This window comes from Streptomyces sp. NBC_01618 (assembly GCF_045209435.1).
Lineage (GTDB): Bacteria > Actinomycetota > Actinomycetes > Streptomycetales > Streptomycetaceae > Streptomyces.
The window spans coordinates 2,098,193-2,119,315 of record NZ_CP109297.1; the positions used below are offsets into that span (position 1 = coordinate 2,098,193).

Genomic DNA, 21,123 nt, shown 5'->3' on the forward strand with positions numbered 1-21,123 from the left:
GCTCCGTGTGCGACCTCAGCCTTCTTGGTCTCCTAGTAACGGGCCGGGTGGGGTGGTACTTGACTCGGTTGCGGACGGGCGTGGCGAGTCGGTCCGGGGCGACGCTGGTGAGGTTCGCGAGGCTGTGCTTGACGTAGGCCCGCAGGGCGTCTTGGTTGCGGCTCGCCCCACCGCGGCCCAACGTGAGGGGATGGGTGATCGTGCGCGGGACGGGCTGGCCGGCTGGTGGGTGGAGCTGCCCCCGGCAGCGGGAACAACAGTGATGGCGACCGGGATCGTCTCCATCGGGCTGCACTTGGTCGGGCAGGAGGCACTCTCCCGGATTCTGCTCGTCCTCGCCGCCTTCGCGTGGCTCGCGCTCGCTGTCGACTTCGCGCGGCGGCTGATGCGCGACCGAAACCGGTGGGAGACCGAGGCGGACACGCCGCCCGCGCTGAATGCTGTGGCCGCGACGACCATCCTCGGCACATGGTTCGCACTGCTGGGGCGGTTGATTGTGGCCGTCGCCGCGCTTGTCCGCCACACCACACCCTCCGGCCACACCAGTGGCCATGAGGCCCGGGGAACGAGGTCGGCGCCGCTGATCCCGGTCGGGTGCCCTCGCCACAGGTCGTGGGGGCATCGACCCTGCTGCCCCGCGCGTCAGGCTGCCTCGGTTTCGCTCGGCGCAGCGCGGCTTTATTCACGGGTTGTGGGTTGTGGGTTGTGGTGGACATTATGTGACGGCTTCGCCGGGGTGTGCGTTTCCTCCCCGTACTGCGCGGCCACCCGCCCGAGGCCCAATAGGTCACCGAGCCGCACCGTTGTCATGAGCCGCGTCCGGCATGGTTGCCTCGTGACGAACAGCCACGTCGTCACGTCTCACGTGGCGACAGCGCGATGGCGCTGAGCCAGTCCGGCATCCGGCCCCGCATCGCCGTTGTCAGTGGCGGTGTCTACCGTGTGCGTGAGAGTCAGGCAGAACGGACGGTGGCCGTATGGGCGGGGAACAGGGACCGGGTACGGTCGTCGAGGTGGCGTACGCGCTGGCGTGGGATCTGGAGGCTCGCGCGCCGTGGCGGCCCCTGACCACCGAGGCAGCGCGGGAGCGTGATGCCGCGGGGCTGCCGTACGTCGTGGTGTACCAGATCCCGGGGCGGGAGGTTCCGCTGGAGGTCCGGCTGGTTTCCTGGCGGGACCACTACGTCGGCCTGTGGCTCTACGACGACCAGGGCCGTCGCACCGACGAGCTGGACCTGCGGCTGCTGGACGATCAGAGTCGGCTGCTCAGCCGACGTACGCGCAAGTGGCAGTACACCGGCCCGGAAATGGCGGAGTTCGACGACGAGTGCCCCCACTCCGCCATGGAGCTGTTCCCGGACGGCAGGGGCTCGATTACGCAGGAGCCCCGAGGCGCGCGCGGGCGGAAACTCGTCACGGTGCCCGACGCCGATATACGGCGTTGGCAGGTCCGCCCCCGGTTCGAAGACTGGCCGGTGGTCGCCGCCCTCTGGCGGAGGTTGCCGGGACCGGTGGTGCTCCAGGCGGCGGCAGTCGCCTCAGGCGCAGGCGCGGCGGACGCGTCCGACGACGCGTCCGAAGCCCCTGCCACCTGCTGGCGACCACCCCGTCCCGCGCAGCCCGGGCCGCTCGACGCGCTGTTCCGGCCCGGAACGCGTATGACCGACGGCTACCACCCCGAGATGACCGTCGTGGAGCCGCGCCGGACCGGAACCCTGCGCGTGCCGAGCGGCCTGCTGGCCATATCCGGACCGGACAACCTATCCGACGACGGGCCCGCCATCATGGTCCCCGTCCCGCCGGGGGAGTACGTACTCGAAGAAGCGCAGGTCCGCGTCGGCTACGACTGTGAGTGGAGCCAGGGCTGGGTCACCCGTACGGACACCACGGCAGTTCGGCTGCGCATCAGCGAGACCTCCGCCTCGTCGTGGGAGATGGGCCTTGGGCCGGATGACGACCCCAGGCTGCTCGGGGAGAACGAAATCTTCGGCTTCGACACCGACGGTGCGACCGGATGCTTCGCCGATGCCGGTGCCTGGGAGTCGCTCCACCGGCTCTTCGAGCGGCACCTTGTCCGGGGGGAGCCGGGTGCCGGGGAGGACATCCCTGACTCCATGTACCTCCTGCGTACTCAGGACAAAGCTTCCGGCGGCGAGCTGGTGGCCTTCGCGACGACCGGCGACGGTACCTACCCAGTGTGGGTGGGGCGCTCCACAGACGGGGATGTGGTGGAGGTGGTGGTGCTTGTGGAGGGGATGCCGACGGTGCTCCAGGACGACAGCGCCGACGGAGCGGAGGCGGCGCCGGCTTGAGTCGGCCTCGCAACTGGACAACGGAGCAGCCCCGAAGCCCCTGCCCGGGCCTGCCCCTCTGCCAGGCCCGGGACCAGCCGCCCGGCCCACGCTCGGGCCTCGGCCAGATGTTCAGCCTGGAGCCCGGTACGGGGGCCAGGTTGGATCAGGAGGGTGGCCGCGCCGCGGGTGGTGCGCTCTGCGGCCCAGGCGTGGTCGAGGCTGGTGAAGTCGTCGTTGATCCACACAACGGGGGCGTCGCCCAGCCAGGCGTCGACGTGGTCGCGCTTCCACAGGTAGCCGTTGGGGTGGCTGGTGGTGATCTGGGGACGCGGCAGGTCGACGTGCGGCAGATGCGGGACGCCGAGGAGCGGCCCGATCAAGGTGGTGGCGTCCTGTCGCCAGCTGGTGCACCAGACGGGGGTGACCAGGCCGGTACGGATCACGTCCATGAGTAGGCGGCCGTGGTCGGGGTCGAGCCAGACGGTGACCGGGTTGTCGGCGCTCCGGCCGGTGGGGACGACGTCGTGGCGGGCGTGGGTGGCCGGGGTCGAGCCGTCCGCGTCGGGGAAGGGTATGAGGACGCCGTCGATGTCGAGGAGCAGGTAGGGCGGGCGCATCGGTTCCTCCAGGGGAAGCCGGGGCGAAATGGCTGTCAGAGCTTGCGAGCGCGGATCAGCAGGGTGGTGGGCCAGTGGCCCATGCGGGGGTCGTGGAACTCGTGAGCAGAGGTGAGCCAGAAACCCGCCTGGCTGAGGTGCTTCTCCCACCGTTCGGTGGAGAACTCCCAGCGGGCGATGGGGAGCCGGGTCCGGTCGTCGCCGGATGGGCTTCGGCCGCCGCGCTGCGGGTGGGGGATGGAGAAGGCGAGCACCCGGCCGGACGTAAGTCGCTGGGCGAGGGCTGGCAGCAGGAGCTCGGGGCTACGAGACCGACGGCGCCGAAGACGGAGTAGATCGCGTCGAACTGCTCGTCGGAGGCTTGCAGGTAGTGCAGGGCGTGGCCGGCGACGAAGGTGAGGTTGTTCAGCCGTCCGTAGTGGGAGTGGGCACGGCGGACCTGCAGGCCGACCAAGTCGACCCCGGTGACGTGAGCCCCGTGGCGGGTGGCGAGGTGGGCGGCGTTGTGACCGGGGCCGCAGCCGTGTCCCAGGAGCCGCTTGTTGCGCAGGTCGGGGCCGAGGATCTCGGCTCCGGGCCCTTGGCCCGGCCTCGTGGTCCACTCCATCCGCGCAGGCACGGACAGGGGTTCGGCGAGTCCGGCTGCGGTGCGCTGGAGGGCGTGGGCGTGCCACGGGGAAGCCTGGGCGAGCACGTCAGATCTCCAGGAGGTGGAGGACGTCGGTGAGGTGGCGGCGGACGGCCTTGAGGTAGGCGGGGTCAGTGGCCGGGTCGTTGATCCAGCGGATGGACTGCTCCATGAACCACTCGACGGCCCACATGCGATGCCAGCCCAGGGCCCAGTTCTCGGCGGTGAGTCCGCCGCGCGGGGCGAGGGCGTCGGGGGTGCCGCCGGCGGTGACGTACTGCTCCAGGAAGACGCGCAGGCGCACGGAGTGCGGGGGCTCGATCGTGCCGTGCCAGCTGGCGAGATCGAGCAGGCCGGGGCCGGTGAAGGCGCGGGCGAAGTCGAGCAGTCGCCACCCGCGCTCGCCGATGTGGAGGCTGGTGGGGTGGAACTCGGAGTGCACCCAGCCGAACGGTGCCAGCGTCGCTCCGACCGAGCGGACCTCGGCGGCTTGGGCGATCCTGCCGAGTGCGTCCTCGACGTCGTCGGCGTCCTGCCACCGGTCGGCCTTGCGCAGCCGTTCGAGATGCTCCAGCGCCCGGGCCGGCAGCGTCCGCAGCCGGTCCTGGTCGAGGACGGGCAAGGGAGGAGCCGTACGGGTTCCGTGCAGGACCACGGCCGCAGCGACGCCGTCGAGGTCGTCGGCCTCCCGGACAGACGGTCCGAGGTCCTCCATGAGCATGCCGAGCCAGCCGTCCAGGACGGGGGTGTGTCCAGCGAGTGGCTCTGTTCCGTAGTCGGTGGTGACGGCAGGTAACGAGCGTCGTTGACGTTGTATGCGAGATGCCAACTCCCTTGTGGCAACGGTGTTTTCAGGGCTATCGGCACTGGTCATCGATGATGTGGCGGACGACGACGAGGTGATCCGGGTCTTGGCCCGGACCAGGGATGTTCCCTTTCCCTGCCCGATGTGCGGGGTACCGACGGGGAAGGTGCACGGATACCACGTCCGGACGGTTGCGGATGTGCCGGTCGATGGCCGCCGGGTCGTGGTCAATGTCCGGGTACGACGTCTGGTCTGCCCAGTCCTGGGCTGCCGGCGGCAGACCTTCCGCGAGCAGGTCCCTGGGCTGATCGAGCGCCTTCAGCGCCGGACCACGCGTCTGACCAGCCAGGTCTCGGGGGTGGTCAAGGAGTTATGCGGCCGGGCGGCCGCCCGGCTCACCCGGATACTGGCCGTGCCCGTCTCGTTCGCCACCGCCCTGCGGGTGCTGCGGGGAATCCCCCCGCCGGCGGTGCGGATCCCGCGGGTGATCGGGGTCGATGACTTCGCCCTGCGCCGCCGTCACCGCTACGCCACGATCGTCATCGACGCCGAAACAGGCGAGCGCCTCGATGTCCTGCCCGACCGCGAAGCCGCCACATTGGAGGCATGGCTGCGAGGGAAGAAAGGGATCGAAGTCGTGTGCCGGGACGGCTCGGCCACCTACGCCGAGGCGATCCGCCGGGCCCTGCCTGACGCGGTGCAGGTCAGCGACCGCTGGCATCTGTGGCGGAACCTTTGCGGCAAAGTCCTGGCCGAGGTCCGCGCCCACGCTCCCTGCTGGGCCGCCGTCAACCCGCCCCGGCCCGGCGGCGTCCGCGAGCAGACCACCCGCGAGCGCTGGCACAAAGTCCACGCCCTCCTCGACTCCGGCGTCGGCCTGCTCGACTGCTCCCGCAGACTGAACCTCGCCCTGAACACCGTCAAGCGCTACGCCCGCATCCCCGAACCGCCCGCGGATCGCATCGCCCCCCCGCTACCGGCCCACCCTGGTCGACCCCTACCGCGACCACCTGCGCCGGCGCCGGTCCGACAACCCGGCTGTTCCCGTCACGCACCTCCTGCACGAGATCAGGGAACTGGGCTATACCGGCAGCGCCAACCTGCTGGTCCGCTACCTCAATCAGGGCCGCGCCGAAGGCGACCGTCCTGTGACGACCCCCCGCCGCCTCGCCCGGCTCCTGCTCACCCACCCCGAGCACCTGTGGACCAGAGACACCGACCTGCTCGGCCTCCTCACCGCAGCGTGCCCGGAGATGACCGCACTCGCCCGGCTCACCGGCGAGTTCGCCGCGCTCCTGGCCCCGGCCCAGGCCAACGACGACAAGCTCACCCAGTGGATCGCCACGGTCCGCACCGCCGGCCTGCCCCACCTGCACAGCTTCTGCAACGGCCTCGAACTCGACCGCGCCGCCGTGAACGCCGGCCTCACCCTGCCCCACCACAACGGCCGGACAGAAGGCGTCAATACCCGAACCAAGAAGATCATGCGGCAGATGCACGGCCGAGCAGGATTCGACCTCCTCCGTCACCGCATCCTCCTGCAATAAGGAGAACGCACCGTCACCACCGACTACGGAGCAGAGCCGATCACCGTACAGACCCGCGTTGTCGCACGATCGAGGGGCGGTCTCCGTGAGACCGCCCCCGCACAATCGAAGCGACGCTACACTCCAGCCGCCCAGCGAAACCCGCAGGTCAGACAGCAAAGTCCTGCTGGAGTACTAGCCGAACGAGGCGGCTCGGGCCAGTGCCGTACGCACCTCCACGATCATCTGTGCGTCCCCTGGGCGACCAACCGCGGTCAAGATCGTATAAACCTCTGCGAACTCGCTAAGACCGTGTTGGTCCCCCAAGTCAAGTAGTAACTTCCCTATCTGGAAACGAACTTCGAGCAGAAGCCGATCATCAGGTTCACTACACAGGCGCAGTTGTTCCGCGAGCGATTGCATGCCCTTCAGTGCATCTTGCTGAAGTCCAAGGTGCGCCTGACATCGCGCATGGCTGAAGCGGCACTTCGCGGCCTCGGCGGCATACTCTGAGCCGAGTTCTTCCAACTCTCGCACGAGGCTGGCGAACATCGGCATGGACTGCGCAATCAGACCCTCGTCGAAGAGCGCCTGGGCTTGCACGACCCGCACCTGTAGCGGAACAGGTTCGGCCACACCATGGCTTGGGCTGTGCACGTTCCAGGTTTGGATTGGAAGGTTCGAGGGAGGAGTGTCATATTCCTCGAATTTCAACGGCTGTGAGCTAATTCGTTCACGAAACTCACGAGCTGTCGCCGGCCGATCAATAGCCCGCTTCGCCAATCCAGCCATGATTACGGACTCCAGCGCCGGGTTGACCCCGGGGCGCAGCACGCTGATCGAAATGGGTGCATGGTACTGGTGGTGGTACATGACCCTGGCAGCGTTGCCAGTGAATGTCGGAACGCCTGTTAGAAGTTCGTACAGCAAGCAAGAAAGAGAGTACAGATCGCTGCGCGGATTGACATCGCGTCCTTCGCACTGCTCAGGAGGCATATATGCAACCGTCCCTAGCACCCTGTCATGCTGGGTCAATCGCGCGTGGTCCGCCCTGAACATCCTGGCTACGCCAAAATCAAGAATCATCACTCGCTGATAGCCCGTCAACATGATGTTCGCTGGCTTGAGGTCCCGGTGGACAACCGGAATTGCATGAGTGTACTCGAGGACATGACAAATCTGAACGGCGATGGACACCACCTCGTCCTCAGACAGGGTTCCTCTGCCGCCGACGATTTCCGTCAGATCCTGCCCAAGGACAAGCTCCATCACGAGGTAAGGCTCGTCTGCCCCGAGGCCCAGGTGGGCGTCAAGGAATTCCGGGATGCCAGGGTGCCGCAGTCGTGCGAGCAACTCCGCCTCTCGTTCGAAGCGCTGAATCGCCTCCTCTGGAGCGTGCGAAACTAGTAGCTCCCGGTGGATCAACTTGACGGCGACAGAGCGACGTGCTTCGGAGTCGTATGCTAGCCACACTTCTCCCATGGCACCGCCACCGATTCGCTGGCGCATCTCATAGCGCTCATTGAGGACGCGGGCGTCACTTCGCACCAGGACCGTCACTCGCTATTTCGTCATCGGCCAACAGCTCGCTTGCAAGGCTGGCTAGTGTGCCTTCGCCCGGCACATACCAGTTTCTCGTACCGGCCACTGCCGCTGGATGGTCGGCCCAGTGAGCCAGCTCCCAGATCCGGAGCACCAAACCGGTCGGCGAATAGCGCTGCCCGTCTACAGCCCAGACCAGAGGCTTTCGGGCGTCGTTAACCCAGGAGGCCAGATACCGCTCTGGGGCCTCGCCGAGCCACTCGTGGAGTGCTTCACGTTCAGGGGCGCTGTTCGGTCGATAGACCAACTGCGTCCCATCTTCGAGGCGGCCGTATTGAATCAGCAAGGGAACGGCGTTCGGGCGTCGCCGGCGAGCTGGCTGCACTGAGCGGGGAAGCTCTTGGTTCCCGCCATTTGTCAGGGACTCCAGCACGCTCGATGCCAGGCGACGGCAGCGCTCCTCATCGCGGAGGATGCGTGCGAGTAGAGCGAATTGGCCATACTCGGCAGCCAGTTGTTCAATCAGCCCCAACAGAAGTTCTTCGGTCCGCTTGAGCGTTGCCTGCTGTCTGGCATCCCACTCGTCGCCTGGTTCATCTATGCCATCGTTGCCGACCAGTTGGAAGGCGATGTGGGTGATGAGTAAATCAGCTCGGTCGGCGACCATCTGGTCGCGGCCTTCAAGGCCAGCCGTCAGAGTCGCTAGCGCATCGCGGACTCCGCGCATGAGCCCGACTGACCGCCAGATTTGCAGTGCAGTCGGGGGGCTGCCAAAGAGCTGGGTGTAGATCCCGCGCGGGCCTTGGCTCCACAAAATGCTGCTGTCCCGCCAGAGGCGGGCGACCACGGCAGCGTCGGGGTAGGCGCAGGCCAGAGCAAATGCCGCCTCAACCACGGTGCATCCTGCGGCGGGCGCAGGCTCGAGCTCACCGCGTTTGAGGACGTATATCTTGCCGAGGGACAGAGCGAAATCCTGACGGATGAGGATCTGCTGAGGATCGAGCGCGGCGAAATCTCGTGGCTCGACATGATTCTGCGTATTGGTGGCTTGCGTGATCCTCTGAGCCAGGTCAGCCGGGGCACCGTCCAAACAGATGACTCGGAGCGAGACGCGCGCTTCCATGACCGCTTCGGGATCCCGTCCGTTAGCGTGATGGATGGAAGCGACTGACTGGGCGCCGTTGACGACTCGGGCATTGACCAGTTCTAGCCGTGCGGGCTGGCCGACCGCGCGTCTGGCAAAGTAGTGGGCTCGTACGGAGTCACACAACACCGTGACGCCGTTGTTGAAGTACCAGAACTCATCAGGGTTATTCAGAAGACTCTCGATGACGGCGAGGTTGGCATTGGTCAAGCCCAATGGATAGCGAACGTTTTGGTCGAAGAGCTGTCGACCGTGCTCCTCGTACCAATTAGCGAGTTCGTCTGCGCGCACCGTGCCGAGATAGGTCTGGTAAGGGGTGGAGTTCATGTGCCAGCCGTCGGACAGCGTGGCGGTTACCGAAACTGGCTCAGGAACCATGCCCCGTCGTGCCGCAGAATGAAAGTCGGCGACGCCGAGGAATCGAAAGTCCAGCAACTCTTGTTCGTGGTTGAAGTCCGATGCCGCCTCGTCCAAGAGGTCTCGACTTCCAGCAGCAAGTCCGGAGTCGCCGATGGCAGCGAGAACCAAATGAATTCGGCAGGATGGCGCCTTGAGCGCAGCATTGAGTTGCTCGATCAGCGGGTCAAACTTTGCATTAAATCGGTCGTATCGAAAATTGACAAGCCGCCTCAGGCCGTGAAGCAGCTGCAATATGGATGCGCTGTCAAAGCGGGCTCTTCCGTCGTTGCTCCAACGTGCCTGAGTCAACCAGATTTCAGCCGTGTCCGATGAGACCATAACGGCGTCGATACCGTTATCATGGGCCCCATCGGTGACGGAATTTGCCGCCTCCGCTGCCGTACATCCCGCGACCAGTTGCACTGCCTTCGCGGCCAGCGCGCGACTGAGGAAAACCCTCTCTTGTTGTTCCTGAGAGAGGTTGGATACGTCGGTCAGGTCCAGGAGGTTGGCGAACTCGTGGGTCAGTGCCTGACGTACCTGGCGTACCTGCACCGGTAGGTCCTGAGGTGTGTCGTTTCGATCTTCCACGGTGGCCTCCCTCCAGGGTGGTTTTGTGACACGCGGCCTACGTTCGTACCGCCGTCAGGCTGAGCTAGTTCGCGTATTCCACAATGAGTGGGCTAGCCACCAGGCAGCCCATCTCGGTGTCGGTCTCGGGTAGTAGCGCGCTAACTCGGGCGTAGCCGATCATCAGGGCGTGGGTGCTGACTTCGCTGCTCTCGGCGTCCACAGCCGCAAGCAGATCACGGATACCACTGCGCCGCACGGACGTTGGGGGCACGGATGGATTCCCCTCGGGGGCCCCGCTGCCCGCTTCGAGTGGGTCCTGAGCGTGAGCCAGCGCATTGATGACTTGGCCAGCGTTGGTGACGAAGCGTGTGCCGGCACTGTGGCCGTTGCCTTCGAGGCCGGTCAATTCTGGCCCGTCGACCTGGATGGGCGGGCGACCGAGCAGGTGTCGGGCGGAGCCATGCAGCAGCAGTCGACGGTTGGCACCGGGCTCATGAGGCGACGCTGAGTCTGGGGTCGGATCCACGAACAGCACGAGATCCTGGTGCCGGCCCCGGAGCGTGACCCAGTTTAGCGGTGCCTCGAACTGGACCCAGCGGCCTGGGGTGAGATCCGGTTCCGTGTACCAGACCGTGTGAAGACCCATCTCCTTCTCCACCCGTTCCAGGTGGCGCCGTAGATCCCGAGCGTTGTCCGGCGCGGGCGTCTCGACGTTGATCCCGGCGGCGGATACTCCAGCGTGCAGCTTGACGGTTGGGAGAGCGCGGCGAGGTTCCGGGAGGAACTCATTCAACTTTCCCTCGGACAAGTAGACAACCTGGCGCACTGGCCCCCCCAGTTGCTCTGTTTACGGTACCGCTCCTTTGTGCGCCATGCTGCCATGTTCCTGTCGTCAGCGAGCTGTCTACGTGAAGGTCAGGTCCTCTGGTGGTGACGCTGCTTGCGCTCGCGCAGGCTAGCCAAGTCCGCTTCATGGTTGGGTACTGGACTCGGGCACCTGTCACATCGAACTCCGCTGCAGATGTGCCTCGTTAGGTACAGTGGACGTCAAGTCTGACCGCAACCAGAGCAGGGCATTGCAAGACCTTGCTACGAACGTTGCGCCAGACACGGCGCGGGAGAGCACCCGCGTGCCTCTGCCAAGGCCGAGCAGCGGTCCGAGACGCCGGATCCCTGTTGCCCGGGAGCAGAGGGACCCGAAACGAGGGAACCCGTCTGAAGCATCTGGTAGTTCAGGGAGTGGCACCGTCGGATAGGCGCTGACAGCGCGGATGAGGATTTGCTAAGCGTCGGCAGTCCCTCAGTGATGACCACAACTCGGTGGTCGGACTGAGACTGCTGTGAGCCGGTTCGACCGCTTTCTGAACGGCATCGAACGGTGGATTGGGACTCCGTCACCCGGTCCGTGCTTGGCCTCTTCGGTTTGCTCAGCCTCGTCGCGACGTTGCTTACGTCCCTCTTCAGGCCAGTTCCCGAACTTGCCGGCTCTGTACGGGCCGCGTGGCGCTGGCTTCGGGGGGAACGTCGTCAGGACAAGGCGGGCGATGATGCCCTCCCTTAAGGCGTGCCGCCGGCGAAGAGATGCGTTGGTAGTCCGCGAAGGCCGAGGAGTGCAAAGCGGCGCAGTCGCACCTGCCCTTGACGGCCGTTCGGGGCTCGCCGCGGGGCCCGATGCCGAACCACCTCTACATGTGCTCGCCGAGGCAGCCCCTTCGGTCGCAGCGAAGGCCCCCAGCGGCCGGCCCAGAGTCATAGCCGCATATCAGTCGCGGTACGGCGACACCCGGCTGTACGTATCCCTGCGGCGCGGGCGCATGGGGTCCGTCGACTCGAGTCGGGGCGCCTTCGGGCGTGACGGTGGTGGAACTGGCTGCATGCCAGGCGTGAGACGAGGGTGGGTGGCATGACGCTGCACTGGGCGACGCCGTCACGCTGCGTGAGCACGCTGAAATCTTCAGTGCGGCAGTGAAGAACCCACTGAAAAGAATCTTGCGCTACTGAAATCTTCAGCGCCGTCCGACACCTGTGACACAGCAGCCAGATCCTTCAGCAGGCTGCTCACCGACTGGAACAGCCGGGCTCTCTCCTCCTCCGGGCTGACGTCCCGCACCGGGGCCGGCCCGAAGGCGGGCACCAGCGCCGCGAGCGCGTCGTGGCGGACCGCAGCGGCCGCCTGCTCGGCAGACGACTGGGCCGCGAGCCAGGCGTCGAACACGTCCGCCCACAGTCCGTACGGCCTCCGGCCCTCGGCCTCGTGGCCGGCCGCCCAGAGCACCATCGCCCCGCGCTGATGGGCGGCGCGCGCCGCAGCGGCAACCAGCCACGTCTTGCCCACCCCGGCTTCGCCGGCGACCGCCGAGCTCGCCGTGCAGTGCGCGACGGGCGATCTCGTACTGCCGCGCCGCCTGCTCGGGACGGCCGAGGGCGAGCAGGCCGCGGAGCAGGAGCTCGTGGCCCCGCTCGTCGGCAGGGTTGCCGACCAGGTGCCGAGGGCGGTCCGCCACGGGCGGACCGCCCTCCTGCCTCTTGACTACGCTTTGGCGGCTACCGCCGGATCACACCGCGGGCGAGCCGTAGATACCCATCTCGTAGATCGAGTAGCCCCAGGTCGTCTTCCGCTTGACGCCCTGCATTCGGACATACTGCACCGCACTGTCGGAGTTGATCTTGATCACGTCATTGCCGCAGCTGTCGGGGTGCTGGGTGGCCGCCTCGCTCCAGTTCGTCCCGTCCAGGGAGGTCTGGATCTGGTACTCCGTCGCGCAGGCACCCTCCCAGGCGAGGGTTACCGCTGCGACCTCGGCGGGGGCAGCGAGCTTCACCTGGACCCAGTCGTTGTCGCTGTAGCCGGATGCCCAACGGGTGCCGAGCTGACCGTCGTTGACGTACCGGGCCGAGAGCCGGTCGAGGTTCTGCTCGACGCTGGATGCGCTCGCCGTGCCCTTCAGCGCGAGGTTCTCCGAGCCGCCCGCGGCATCCCACAGCTGAAGCCGGATGTCCGCCTGGACGAGGAAGGAGTCGAGTACCCCGTCGCCGACCTTGGGCTGGACCTTGCCCCAGGCGTTGCGCGCCGGATCGACGCGTACGGCCCGGGCCTGCTTCTGCAGAGCCTCGGAGTCGGCGAGCAGCGCCTCGGCCTTCTCCTTGTCACCGGCCTGCCGGGCTGCGAGCGCGTCCAGTGTCTTCACCATCGACATGCCCCACAGCCGGGCGGCGTCCAGCCAGGGCTTGGCGTCGGCGACGAAGCCCTGCTCCACCGATCCGGCGCGGATGGCGGCCGGGGCGTCCTCGATCTCCTGCGCGTAGGTGCGCAGCGCCTCGACAGAACCGGTGTGGTCGCCCGCGTCCCATGCCTTCCAGAACTCGGCTACCCGGCTGGCGAGTTCCGGCGCCTGGGACTGCCAGGGGGTGGTGCCGAAGGTCGGGGCCAGGTGTTCCAGGTCGGCGAAGACGAGCAGCGCGTCGGTGGCCCGGCGGTCACCGCCCGCGAGGTAGGCCATGGCGCGCGCCCAGTTCGCCTTCGCGTCGTACGCCTTGTCGTTCCAGGTGAAGTCCGCGGTGCCGAAGACCGCGATCTTGCTCGCGTACGGCTGGTTCATCGGGTTCGCGACGATTCCCGAGAGATGCTCGGAGAGTCCCGCCTCGCGCTTGTCGTACGGGGCGAGCAGCAGCCGGCCGCTGGTGTTGCCGTAGTCGTTGACCGGGTAGTTGTCCCAGACGAAGACCTCGCGGCCGAAGAGCTTCGAGGCGCCGTCGGCCTGCTCGTTGGTGATCGCGGGCGGTACGACGTCGGTACCGGTCCACATGACGACGACCGCCGGGTCCAGGGTGGCCCGCATCGTCTGCTTGTAGCTGGTGTCGGTGAGGTCGCCGTACTCGGTCGGCACCATCTGCAGCGGCCGGGCGCCCTCATGGGTGGCGATGAAGTTCCGCTGGAGGTCGTTGAGCAGGTCGACCTGGGCCTTCGCCGCCGCGGTGCGCCCCGGCTGGCCATACGCCGCCTGGTCGGCCGCGCAGTTCCACCTGGTGTAGCTGATGTCGTCCAGCGGGATCGAGAAGGACCGGGTGCCCAGGTCGTAGAGGGCCTGGAGCTTGGCCTTGAGGGCCTTACGGTCGTCGGGGTTGGAGTAGCAGACCGATCCGCCGGGTGAGACGGCGAAGGTGAAGCGGACGTGGTTCGCGGTGGCCCGGTTCACCAGCTCGCCCAGTTCGGCGAGCTTGTCGGCGGAATAGGGCTCGCGCCACTTGTCACGGTGGTAGGGGTCGTCCTTGGGCGCGTAGATGTAGGTGTTGGCCTTGACGTCGCCGTAGAAGTCCATCTGGTCGAGCCGTTCGGCGTGCGTCCAGGGCTGGCCGTAGAAGCCCTCGATGGTGCCGCGCAGTGGCATCGAGGGGTAGTCGCTCGCTTGTGCGCCCGCCACCTGCCAGTCGTCGCCCTGGCGTTGGAAGAGCTGACGCAGTGTCTGCACCGCGTAGAACTGGCCCGCCGCGTCCGTGCCTCCGAGGGCGACCTGCTGGTACGGGGCCTGTCCCGACACGCGCAGGGCGTAACCCTCGGCGTGGTCGGCGACGGCAGTGTCACCCAGCGCGTGTGCGATGTCCGGGCGTTCGGCGGATCCAAGCCTGATGGTGAGCAACCCTGCTGCCGCCGAGGGGGCTTCGCCGGGGGCGACGACATCGACGCGCGCGGCGCCGTGCTTCTTCAGTTCGCGGATCAGCCGGTCACGGGCGGCCGCGTCCGTGTGGTCGTCCGCGACCACGAGCACCCGGCCCGTTACGGTCGCGTCGCGTCCGGCGCGGGAGATGGACTGCGGGGTGGGGGAAACCGGCGGCAGGAGGCCGGCGTCGGCCGAGGCCGCGTCCGGGGTCGACTGGGCACTGGCGGCTTGCGGCAGCACCCCGAGCACCATGGCACTTGCTATTGCAAACATTCCAGCAGCGATCCTGCGTCTTGCCATGAAGATCTCCAAGGTGGTCTAGACCGCAACGACCACAAAAGGTTACTTCTGAAGGTCAGTTCACTGTCAACAGGTCCGACCTATTGGATTAGACCACTTGAGTCGCTACGTTTCGCTGGAGCCAACCACGGAGTCCAAGGCGAACACGATGAAGGGGAGAGCTCTGTGATCAACCGCAGGTCGGCCCCAGCATGCGGCGCGCCCACCACGTCCGCCCTGCTCAGCGGCGTCGGGGGCCGCTCGGGCGGCCGCCGAGGTGAGGCGTCCCGCAGGGTACGCATCCGGGGCCGGGGACACGTTCGCGCCACCCACGATCCCGGCCGTACGCGATGTCGCGGCGGCGGGGCGCCGGCGGCCGGGCCCCGCCATCCGCATAGTCCTGGTGCCGGGCTCCGCCGGGCGGCTGCGCGACGAAGCTCGCACACCGGCGGCCGAGTTGGTCCAGGAGGGCCATCTGGACCGGTCGCCGCAGATCGTGGTGAAGCCACGCCCCGCGCCTCACGACCTGGCCTCCAGCTCGGCCGGGCGCCCGGTTCGGCGTCCCCCGAGACGTATCGCGTCGAGACGGCCGATGATGTCACGCGATCACCGGCGGCTCCGCGGCCGGGGTCTTCCACTGCACCCTCGCCTGGCTCCAAGTCCTCCCCCAAAAGGCGAGCTGAGCGGCCGCATCACCGACTGGCCCGCGTACACACAGCGCGGCCTGATGGTCGACGTCGGCCGCACATGCTTCACACCGGGCCGGCTGGAAGGGAAAATCCGCGAACCGGCCTGGCTCAAGCTCAAGTCGACGCGACAGCCCCACCCGCCGGCGCCTACCGGCAGGAGTGGGACACCGCCGATCCACCAGCCTTGATCCCGACGCGGCGAAAAGTTACGGGCGCAAACCATCGTCGATCTCGACCCAGTCGGTGGTACGCCTGCCCCCTCGGGCTGGCGCACCGGCTCACCGCCGAGGAGGTCGAGCAGGAGGAGGTCGAGCAACTCGACCAGGTCCGGCTCGCCTGCCCGGCGTCGACCAGGAGCACGGCGGCATCATCCGGCACGGTGCCAAGCTGCTCTACGCGTACTGCAACGCGACCGTGCCGCGCGTCCAGCTGATCCTGCGCAAGGCCTACGGCGGTGCGTACATCGTCATGGACTCCCGGTCCATCGGCACGGACATCTCGCTGGCCTGGCCCGGCAACGAGATCGCGGTGATGGGCGCCGAGCCCCCCGGCCGCCCTGTGGACCCGCCCCGCCGCGGGGCTGCCGGCCACTGCCTGGCCCGCCCGTCCCCATCCGGCATGGCGCACCGCGTAGGACGGGGGTCCCGGAATCGGGGGCCTGTGGCACCGCACCCGCGGTGGCTTCCGGGCCGGGTCCGTGCGCACGCGCCTGTGCCCCCGGGGCTCGGGGGCACAGGCTTCGGGCCATGAGCAGGCGACGGTCAGCGGTCAGCGGCCGTAGCGGATCAGGGCGCGGACCATGCGGCAGGTCGTGTCGGACGGCGGGTGGATGCCGATGCGCTCGGCGATCGTGCGTATCTTGTCGTTGGTCGCGGTCGACGGGTAGTAGACGCCCGTGTCGAGCAGGGCGATCGCCAGGCGCATGGCCTTCAGGCGGCGGTTGTGGTTGACGTACCACTCGCGGGGCCGGCCCGCGGGGAGCGGCTTCTTCCGCAGGGGCTTGTGGAGCGGCTGGGTCGTGACTGCGGCAACGGCCATGGGCAACCTCCTGGCACGGTCGTGGAACCCTCACGAACTCCCTCTATTTTACGGCCCACCACTGACAATCGTCGCTGGCCGGAGGGGCTTTCCGGACGTCCTTCCCGTACCGTTGGCCCCATGGAGATCTGGATCAATCCCGCCTGTTCCAAGTGCCGCGGCGCGATGGAACTGCTCGACGCGGAGGGTGCCGATTACACCGTCCGCCGCTACCTGGAGGACGTGCCGTCGCCGGACGAGATCCGGGCGGTGCTCGACCGGCTCGGGCTGGAGCCGTGGGACATCGCGCGGACGCAGGAGGCGGAGGCGAAGGAGCTCGGGCTCAAGGAGTGGCCGCGCGAAGCCGGTTCACGGGAGCGGTGGATCTCGGCGCTCGCCGGGCATCCCAAGCTGATCCAGCGACCTATCATCACGACCGACGACGGGACCGCCGTCGTGGCGCGCACGGACGAGGCGGTACGAGACGCCATGAAGCGCTGAACACGTCGCCGGGGCGCACGCGTACGCCGCTTCTGTACGCGTGCGCCCCGGCGCCCGTCCGCAGGGACGCGCCCGCGCGTACTCCCTCGGGTCCGCTCCCCCGCCTACTCCCCCGCCTGCGCCTCCGCCTCGGCCAACAGCTCCGTCAGACGCAGGCCGAACCGCACGTCGCAGGGGTGCGGCTCCCCCGTGCGTACCGAGTGGATCAAGGCGTCCACCGCTGCCCGGAAGGAGCCGACCGGATCGCTCCACCGCGGCAGTGCGACGGTTCCTTCTTCGCCCCTGAACTCGATCTCCGTGCCGACCGCGCCGACCGGGGCGCCCAGCGCGAGCGTCACCGTGCTGGAGGCGCCGGAGGTGTGGCGGAGGATCAGGTGGGTGGTGTCGGACGGGCCGCGCGCCGCGGTCAGTTGTGTGACGTCGCCCAGGACCGGGATCAGGACCGACAGGACGTGCGGACCGACGTCCCACAGGCCGCCCTTCTCGCGGCGCCAGGGCGAGGCCGCGTACTCGTTGGTCGCGCCGGGGGCGAACAGCGCCCCGATCCACTCGGCGCGGGCGGTGAACCAGCCGTCCACGGCGGCCTGTTCGGTGACCCAGTCGGCTGTCTCGGCCGCGAAGCGCAGGGTGCAGAAGACGATGGAAGCGGCCCCCGTCTGCTTCGCGGCCCGGGCGACCTCGCGGGCCGCCGCCACGGTGGTCGCGACCGGTTTGTCCAGCAGCAGATGGCGGCCGGTGGCGGCGGCGCGGGCGGCGAGCGGGGCCTGGACGTCCGGCGGCACGGCGAACGCGATCGCGTCGCTGGCCGCGAAGAGCTCGTCGATGCCCGCCTCGCCGGTGTACGCCGTGGTGCCGTGGGCGGCGGCCAGCGCGTTCGCGGCTTCGGGCCGCCTGCCCCACACACCGCTCAGCGCGACGCCGGGGTGGGCTGCGAGGGCGGGGGCCTGGGTGTTCCGGGCCCAGGGGCCCGCACCGACGAGGCCGATACGCAGGGAGGTCGCGGGAAGTGTCGTCATGGCCCAAGTCTGCCGGTTTCACCGGGCCGCTCCCGTATTGATCCGGCGCTGCGCACGGCAATGGTGCACGTGAACCCCATATACGACGCGGCCGGATTCGACGTGCGGCACCTCGCACCGGGCGTGCCCACCGCCGTGCGCCGGATCCGCCCCGCGGGCCCGCCTCCCGGACGGGTGAGGAACGTAACTCCAAACGGTCCGTATCGACGGCTGAGAGAGCCCTGCTGCGCCGTCACGCTCTCTGGTTCAATGGGGGGCATGGTCGGCATCCAGTACACCTCGACAGGTCGCAGCGACCTCGAACCGTTCTGGCCGTCCCGTCAGCATCACGACTTCGACCGGGTGTGTTGCCGCGCGTTGAACGCGCAGGCCCTCTAAAGCCGCTCATCCCGGCCTTCGGTCCGCGCGCCGGCAAGTCCGTCCCTCGACGACTCCTTCGCGCGAAAGAGCTGACCCTCATGGCGAACACTCGTACCTTCTCCGCCGCAGCCGCTGCCACCGCGGCGCCTCCGGCGACCGCTGCGGCCACCACTTCCGCCGCCCGCTCTCCCCCAACCGCCACCGGCAGCGCGCCGTCGACCCCGACGAGCTCGTCCAACTGGCCGATGTGGCCGAGTTCCTGCCGCCGGGTGCCACCTGGCTGCCCGCACCCCAGCACACCGTTCCGGCGCTGCCGGGCCGCCCGCCGATGATCGGCTACCTGGTGCTCGTACCGGCCGATCAGCAGCCGGCCGTCACCGCGGCCGCCCAGTACGTGGTGCCGTCGCCGGTGGCGGACCCGGCCGCGGGTCCGGTGCACATCGACCCCGTACAGCGCGTCGCCGCGGTCGACGGGAACACGCTCGACCTCACCTTCCTGGAGTTCGAGCTGCTCGCCCACCTCGTCGCGCACCCGCACCGGGTGCACACCCGCGACCAGCTGGTGACCACGGTCTGGGGCTACGGGCATGTGGGCGACGGACGCACCGTGGACGTCCATGTCGCCCGGCTGCGCCGCAAGCTGGGCGCCGAGCACCGCCGGACGATCCAGACGGTGCGGCGCGTCGGCTACAAGTACGCCCCCTGAGGGCTGTTGCCGTACGCGGGTGAGCGGCCCCGGTGCGTACCGGACCGGGGCCGCTCTCACGCGCCCGTCGGTCAGCCCCGCGTCCCGGACCGCACCGGGACTCCGGCCGCCCCCGTACCCGGCTCCGGCTCCGGTTCGCCGTGCTCCAGGCCCGGCAGTCGGCCCAGTCCGCGCGGGGTCCGCCAGTTCCGCTCGCCCAGCAGCGCCATCACGGAGGGCAGCAGGACCATCCGTACGACCGTGGCGTCCAGCAGCACGGCGACGGCGAGGCCGACGCCCATCTGCTGCATGTCCTGCATCGACAGCGTCCCGAAGACCGCGAACACCGCGACCATGATCACGGCCGCTCCGGTCACCGCGCCCGCCGTCCGCCGGATGCCCTCGTCGATCGCGGCCCGGGTGGACAGGCCGCGGTCGCGGGCCTCGCGGATCCGGGAGACCACGAACACGTGGTAGTCCATGGAGAGTCCGAACAGGACGACCAGGACGAACAGCGGAATCCACGCCTCGATCGCGCCGATGCCCTCGGAGCCGATCAGCGAGGCCCCCCAGCCGTGCTGGAAGACGGCGACCATCACCCCGTACGCGGCGGCCACGGACAGCAGGTTGAGCAGGATCGACGTCACCGCGATGACGTACGAGCGGAAGCAGAACAGCATCAGCAGGAACGTCACCGCTGTGATGAAGGCGAAGACGGGGACGATGCCGCGCTTCAGCTGGTCGTTGAAGTCGACGGACCCGGCGGTCTCCCCGGTCACGTACACCTGGGCTTCCGTTCCGTCGAACGCGGCGGGCAGCCGCTTCTCGCGCAGCTCGGCAAGGCCGGCCGTGCCACCGGGGAGCGGCACCTCGATCTCCGCGACGTTCTGCGCCCGGTGGACGGTCACCTTGTCGAAGCCGGCGAACGCCTTGCGCAGTGCGGGTGCCTCGATGTTGTCGGCCTTGACGACGACCTGTGCCGGGGCGGGGCCGCCGGGGAAGGCTTCGTCGATCTGCCGGTAGGCGACCGAGAGCTGCGAGTCGGAGCCGAACTGCTTCTCCAGGCCCAACTGTTCGGTCTTCATGCCGAGGGCGGGCGCGGCCAGCGCGAGCAGTACGGCGACCGAGGCGACCGCGAAGATCTTCGGCCTGGCCAGGACCGGCTTCAGCACCGTCCCGGCGGTACCGCCATCGGTGCCTGCGCGCCGGCCCCCACGCCGGCTCCCACGCCGGCCGAGGAAGGGGACACGTCCCGCGTCGATCCGGTCGCCCAGCGAGGACAGCAGCGCGGGCAGCACCGTCACCGAGCCCAGCATCGCGATGAAGACCACGGTGATCGTGGCGAGGGCGAAGCCCTTGAACAGCATCAGTCCGGACAGGAACATGCCGGCCATCGCGACCATCACCGTGAGCCCGGAGACGAGCACGGCCCGGCCGCTGGTCGCCGCCGCGATCCGCAGGGCCGTCTCGGCATCGCGTCCCGCCGCCCGCTCGTCGCGTTCGCGCCGCAGGTAGAAGAGGCAGTAGTCGACGCCGACGGCGAAGCCCATCAGGAACATCACGGAGTACGTGGTCTGGAACAGGTGCAGCTGGTGGCTGGCGAGCGAGAGCAGGCCGAAGGCGGCCATGCACGCGGTCAGTGCGAGACCGACCGGGAGCAGCGCCGCGACGACGGTCCCGAAGGCGACCAGCAGAATGCCGAGGGCCAGGGGCACGGCGGTGAACTCGGCCTTCTTGAAGTCCTCGGAGAGCAGGTCGCCGAGCCACTTGCCGGCGCTGGCCTCGCCGAACTGGTGGATGGTGACGTCGGGGTGGTCCGCCCGGGCGGCGGCCACGGCGTCGAGGACGGGCTGCACCCGTTCCGGAGCCGTCGCGGCGTGGCCCTTCAGGTCGAAAGTGATCAGCGCGTCCTTGCCGTCCTCGGAGGGGACCGGCGCCGCGAGGTTCGTGACCTCGCCGGTCCGCCCGATGGCCGCGGCGAGGTCGCGGGCGGGGCCCCGCCAGTCCCCCGCCTTCGTGGCGGAGACCATGACCAGTTCGCCGGCGGGCCGCCCCAGTCCGGCGTCGTCGAGGATCTGCTCGGCCCGCGCCGAATCACCCGCGGCGTTCTCCGAGTCGGTCATCTCGACCAGGCCGGATGCGCCGCCGATGCCCGTGGCGAGCACGACGAAGAGCAGCCAGCCGAGAATGGCGGTTTTGCGGTGGTGTGCGCTCCACACACCGATGCGTGCCGCGAGGTTGCGCCTCATGGCGTGTTCGCCCCCAGAAGGTTCGGACGGAAGTGGAAGAAGTGGAAGAGACGCAGGAAGTGCGTCGCCGATGAATCTAGGAACGGGGCGCCTGCCGTCCCAGCCGTCGAAACCCCCACTCGCGGAGCCATAGGGCGAGGG

Annotated in this window: 10 protein-coding genes and 9 pseudogenes; 6 read left to right on the forward strand and 13 right to left on the reverse strand. The window is 68.4% G+C overall.

Features of this window, described 5'->3' with window-relative positions; all coding sequences use genetic code 11:
* Positions 1-190: 190 nt before the first annotated feature.
* Positions 191-889, forward strand: coding sequence for a hypothetical protein (locus tag OH735_RS09920; protein WP_406381022.1), 699 nt, complete (start codon positions 191-193; stop codon positions 887-889).
* A gap of 88 nt (positions 890-977) precedes the next feature.
* Positions 978-2,312, forward strand: a complete 1,335-nt coding sequence (locus OH735_RS09925) for a DUF4241 domain-containing protein (protein ID WP_406381023.1) — start codon at positions 978-980, stop codon at positions 2,310-2,312.
* A gap of 74 nt (positions 2,313-2,386) precedes the next feature.
* On the opposite strand, the pseudogene OH735_RS09930 reads toward OH735_RS09925, so the two are convergent.
* The 3 pseudogenes from OH735_RS09930 to OH735_RS09940 form a co-directional block, all read right to left on the reverse strand.
* A pseudogene (locus OH735_RS09930) lies at positions 2,387-2,911 on the reverse strand (HAD domain-containing protein); the annotation flags it as partial.
* Positions 2,912-2,946: 35 nt separating this feature from the next.
* Positions 2,947-3,605: pseudogene (locus tag OH735_RS09935) on the reverse strand (class I SAM-dependent methyltransferase).
* Position 3,606: 1 nt separating this feature from the next.
* Positions 3,607-4,284 (reverse strand): annotated as a pseudogene (locus OH735_RS09940) (aminoglycoside phosphotransferase family protein); the annotation flags it as partial.
* A 100-nt stretch (positions 4,285-4,384) separates the two neighbouring features.
* Between OH735_RS09940 and OH735_RS09945 the strand changes: the two are divergent.
* Positions 4,385-5,891 (forward strand): annotated as a pseudogene (locus OH735_RS09945) (ISL3 family transposase).
* A 174-nt stretch (positions 5,892-6,065) separates the two neighbouring features.
* Here the strand turns inward: OH735_RS09945 and OH735_RS09950 are convergent.
* From OH735_RS09950 to OH735_RS09980, 7 genes and pseudogenes are all read right to left on the reverse strand, one after another.
* The gene (locus tag OH735_RS09950) at positions 6,066-7,430 is read right to left on the reverse strand and encodes a serine/threonine-protein kinase (RefSeq protein ID WP_406381024.1); all 1,365 of its coding nucleotides are present in this window, start codon (positions 7,428-7,430) and stop codon (positions 6,066-6,068) included.
* Entirely contained in the window at positions 7,408-9,546 is a 2,139-nt protein-coding gene (locus tag OH735_RS09955; RefSeq protein ID WP_406381025.1) for an AIPR family protein, read from the reverse strand. The genes OH735_RS09950 and OH735_RS09955 overlap by 23 nt, the downstream gene beginning before the upstream one ends.
* Positions 9,547-9,610: 64 nt before the next feature.
* Positions 9,611-10,354, reverse strand: coding sequence for an SAVMC3_10250 family protein (locus OH735_RS09960; protein WP_406381026.1), 744 nt, complete (start codon positions 10,352-10,354; stop codon positions 9,611-9,613).
* 1,128 nt (positions 10,355-11,482) lie between these two features.
* Positions 11,483-11,872 (reverse strand): annotated as a pseudogene (locus OH735_RS09965) (AAA family ATPase); the annotation flags it as partial.
* Between the two features lie 16 nt (positions 11,873-11,888).
* Positions 11,889-12,032, reverse strand: a pseudogene (locus OH735_RS09970) (BTAD domain-containing putative transcriptional regulator); the annotation flags it as partial.
* A 51-nt stretch (positions 12,033-12,083) separates the two neighbouring features.
* Positions 12,084-12,524 carry a discoidin domain-containing protein gene (locus tag OH735_RS09975; protein ID WP_406386495.1) on the reverse strand — a complete coding sequence of 147 codons (441 nt, stop codon included), beginning with the start codon at positions 12,522-12,524 and terminating at the stop codon, positions 12,084-12,086.
* Positions 12,516-14,486 (reverse strand): annotated as a pseudogene (locus tag OH735_RS09980) (beta-N-acetylhexosaminidase family protein); the annotation flags it as partial. The gene OH735_RS09975 and the pseudogene OH735_RS09980, both read right to left, overlap by 9 nt.
* 995 nt (positions 14,487-15,481) lie before the next feature.
* Here OH735_RS09980 and OH735_RS09985 point away from each other — a divergent pair.
* A pseudogene (locus OH735_RS09985) lies at positions 15,482-15,697 on the forward strand (carboxyl transferase domain-containing protein); the annotation flags it as partial.
* Positions 15,698-15,922: 225 nt separating this feature from the next.
* Here the strand turns inward: OH735_RS09985 and OH735_RS09990 are convergent.
* On the reverse strand, positions 15,923-16,192 hold the full coding sequence (locus tag OH735_RS09990; protein ID WP_406381027.1) for a hypothetical protein: 270 nt from the start codon (positions 16,190-16,192) through the stop codon (positions 15,923-15,925).
* A gap of 120 nt (positions 16,193-16,312) precedes the next feature.
* On the opposite strand from OH735_RS09990, the gene OH735_RS09995 reads away from it, so the two are divergent.
* Positions 16,313-16,672, forward strand: coding sequence for an arsenate reductase family protein (locus OH735_RS09995; protein ID WP_406381028.1), 360 nt, complete (start codon positions 16,313-16,315; stop codon positions 16,670-16,672).
* A gap of 104 nt (positions 16,673-16,776) precedes the next feature.
* Here OH735_RS09995 and OH735_RS10000 read toward each other — a convergent pair whose 3' ends face one another.
* Entirely contained in the window at positions 16,777-17,688 is a 912-nt protein-coding gene (locus OH735_RS10000; protein ID WP_406381029.1) for a Gfo/Idh/MocA family protein, read from the reverse strand.
* Between the two features lie 458 nt (positions 17,689-18,146).
* Here OH735_RS10000 and OH735_RS10005 point away from each other — a divergent pair.
* Positions 18,147-18,754, forward strand: a pseudogene (locus OH735_RS10005) (winged helix-turn-helix domain-containing protein).
* Between the two features lie 71 nt (positions 18,755-18,825).
* Here the strand turns inward: OH735_RS10005 and OH735_RS10010 are convergent.
* Positions 18,826-20,982, reverse strand: a complete 2,157-nt coding sequence (locus OH735_RS10010) for an MMPL family transporter (RefSeq protein ID WP_406381030.1) — start codon at positions 20,980-20,982, stop codon at positions 18,826-18,828.
* Positions 20,983-21,123 lie beyond the last annotated feature (141 nt).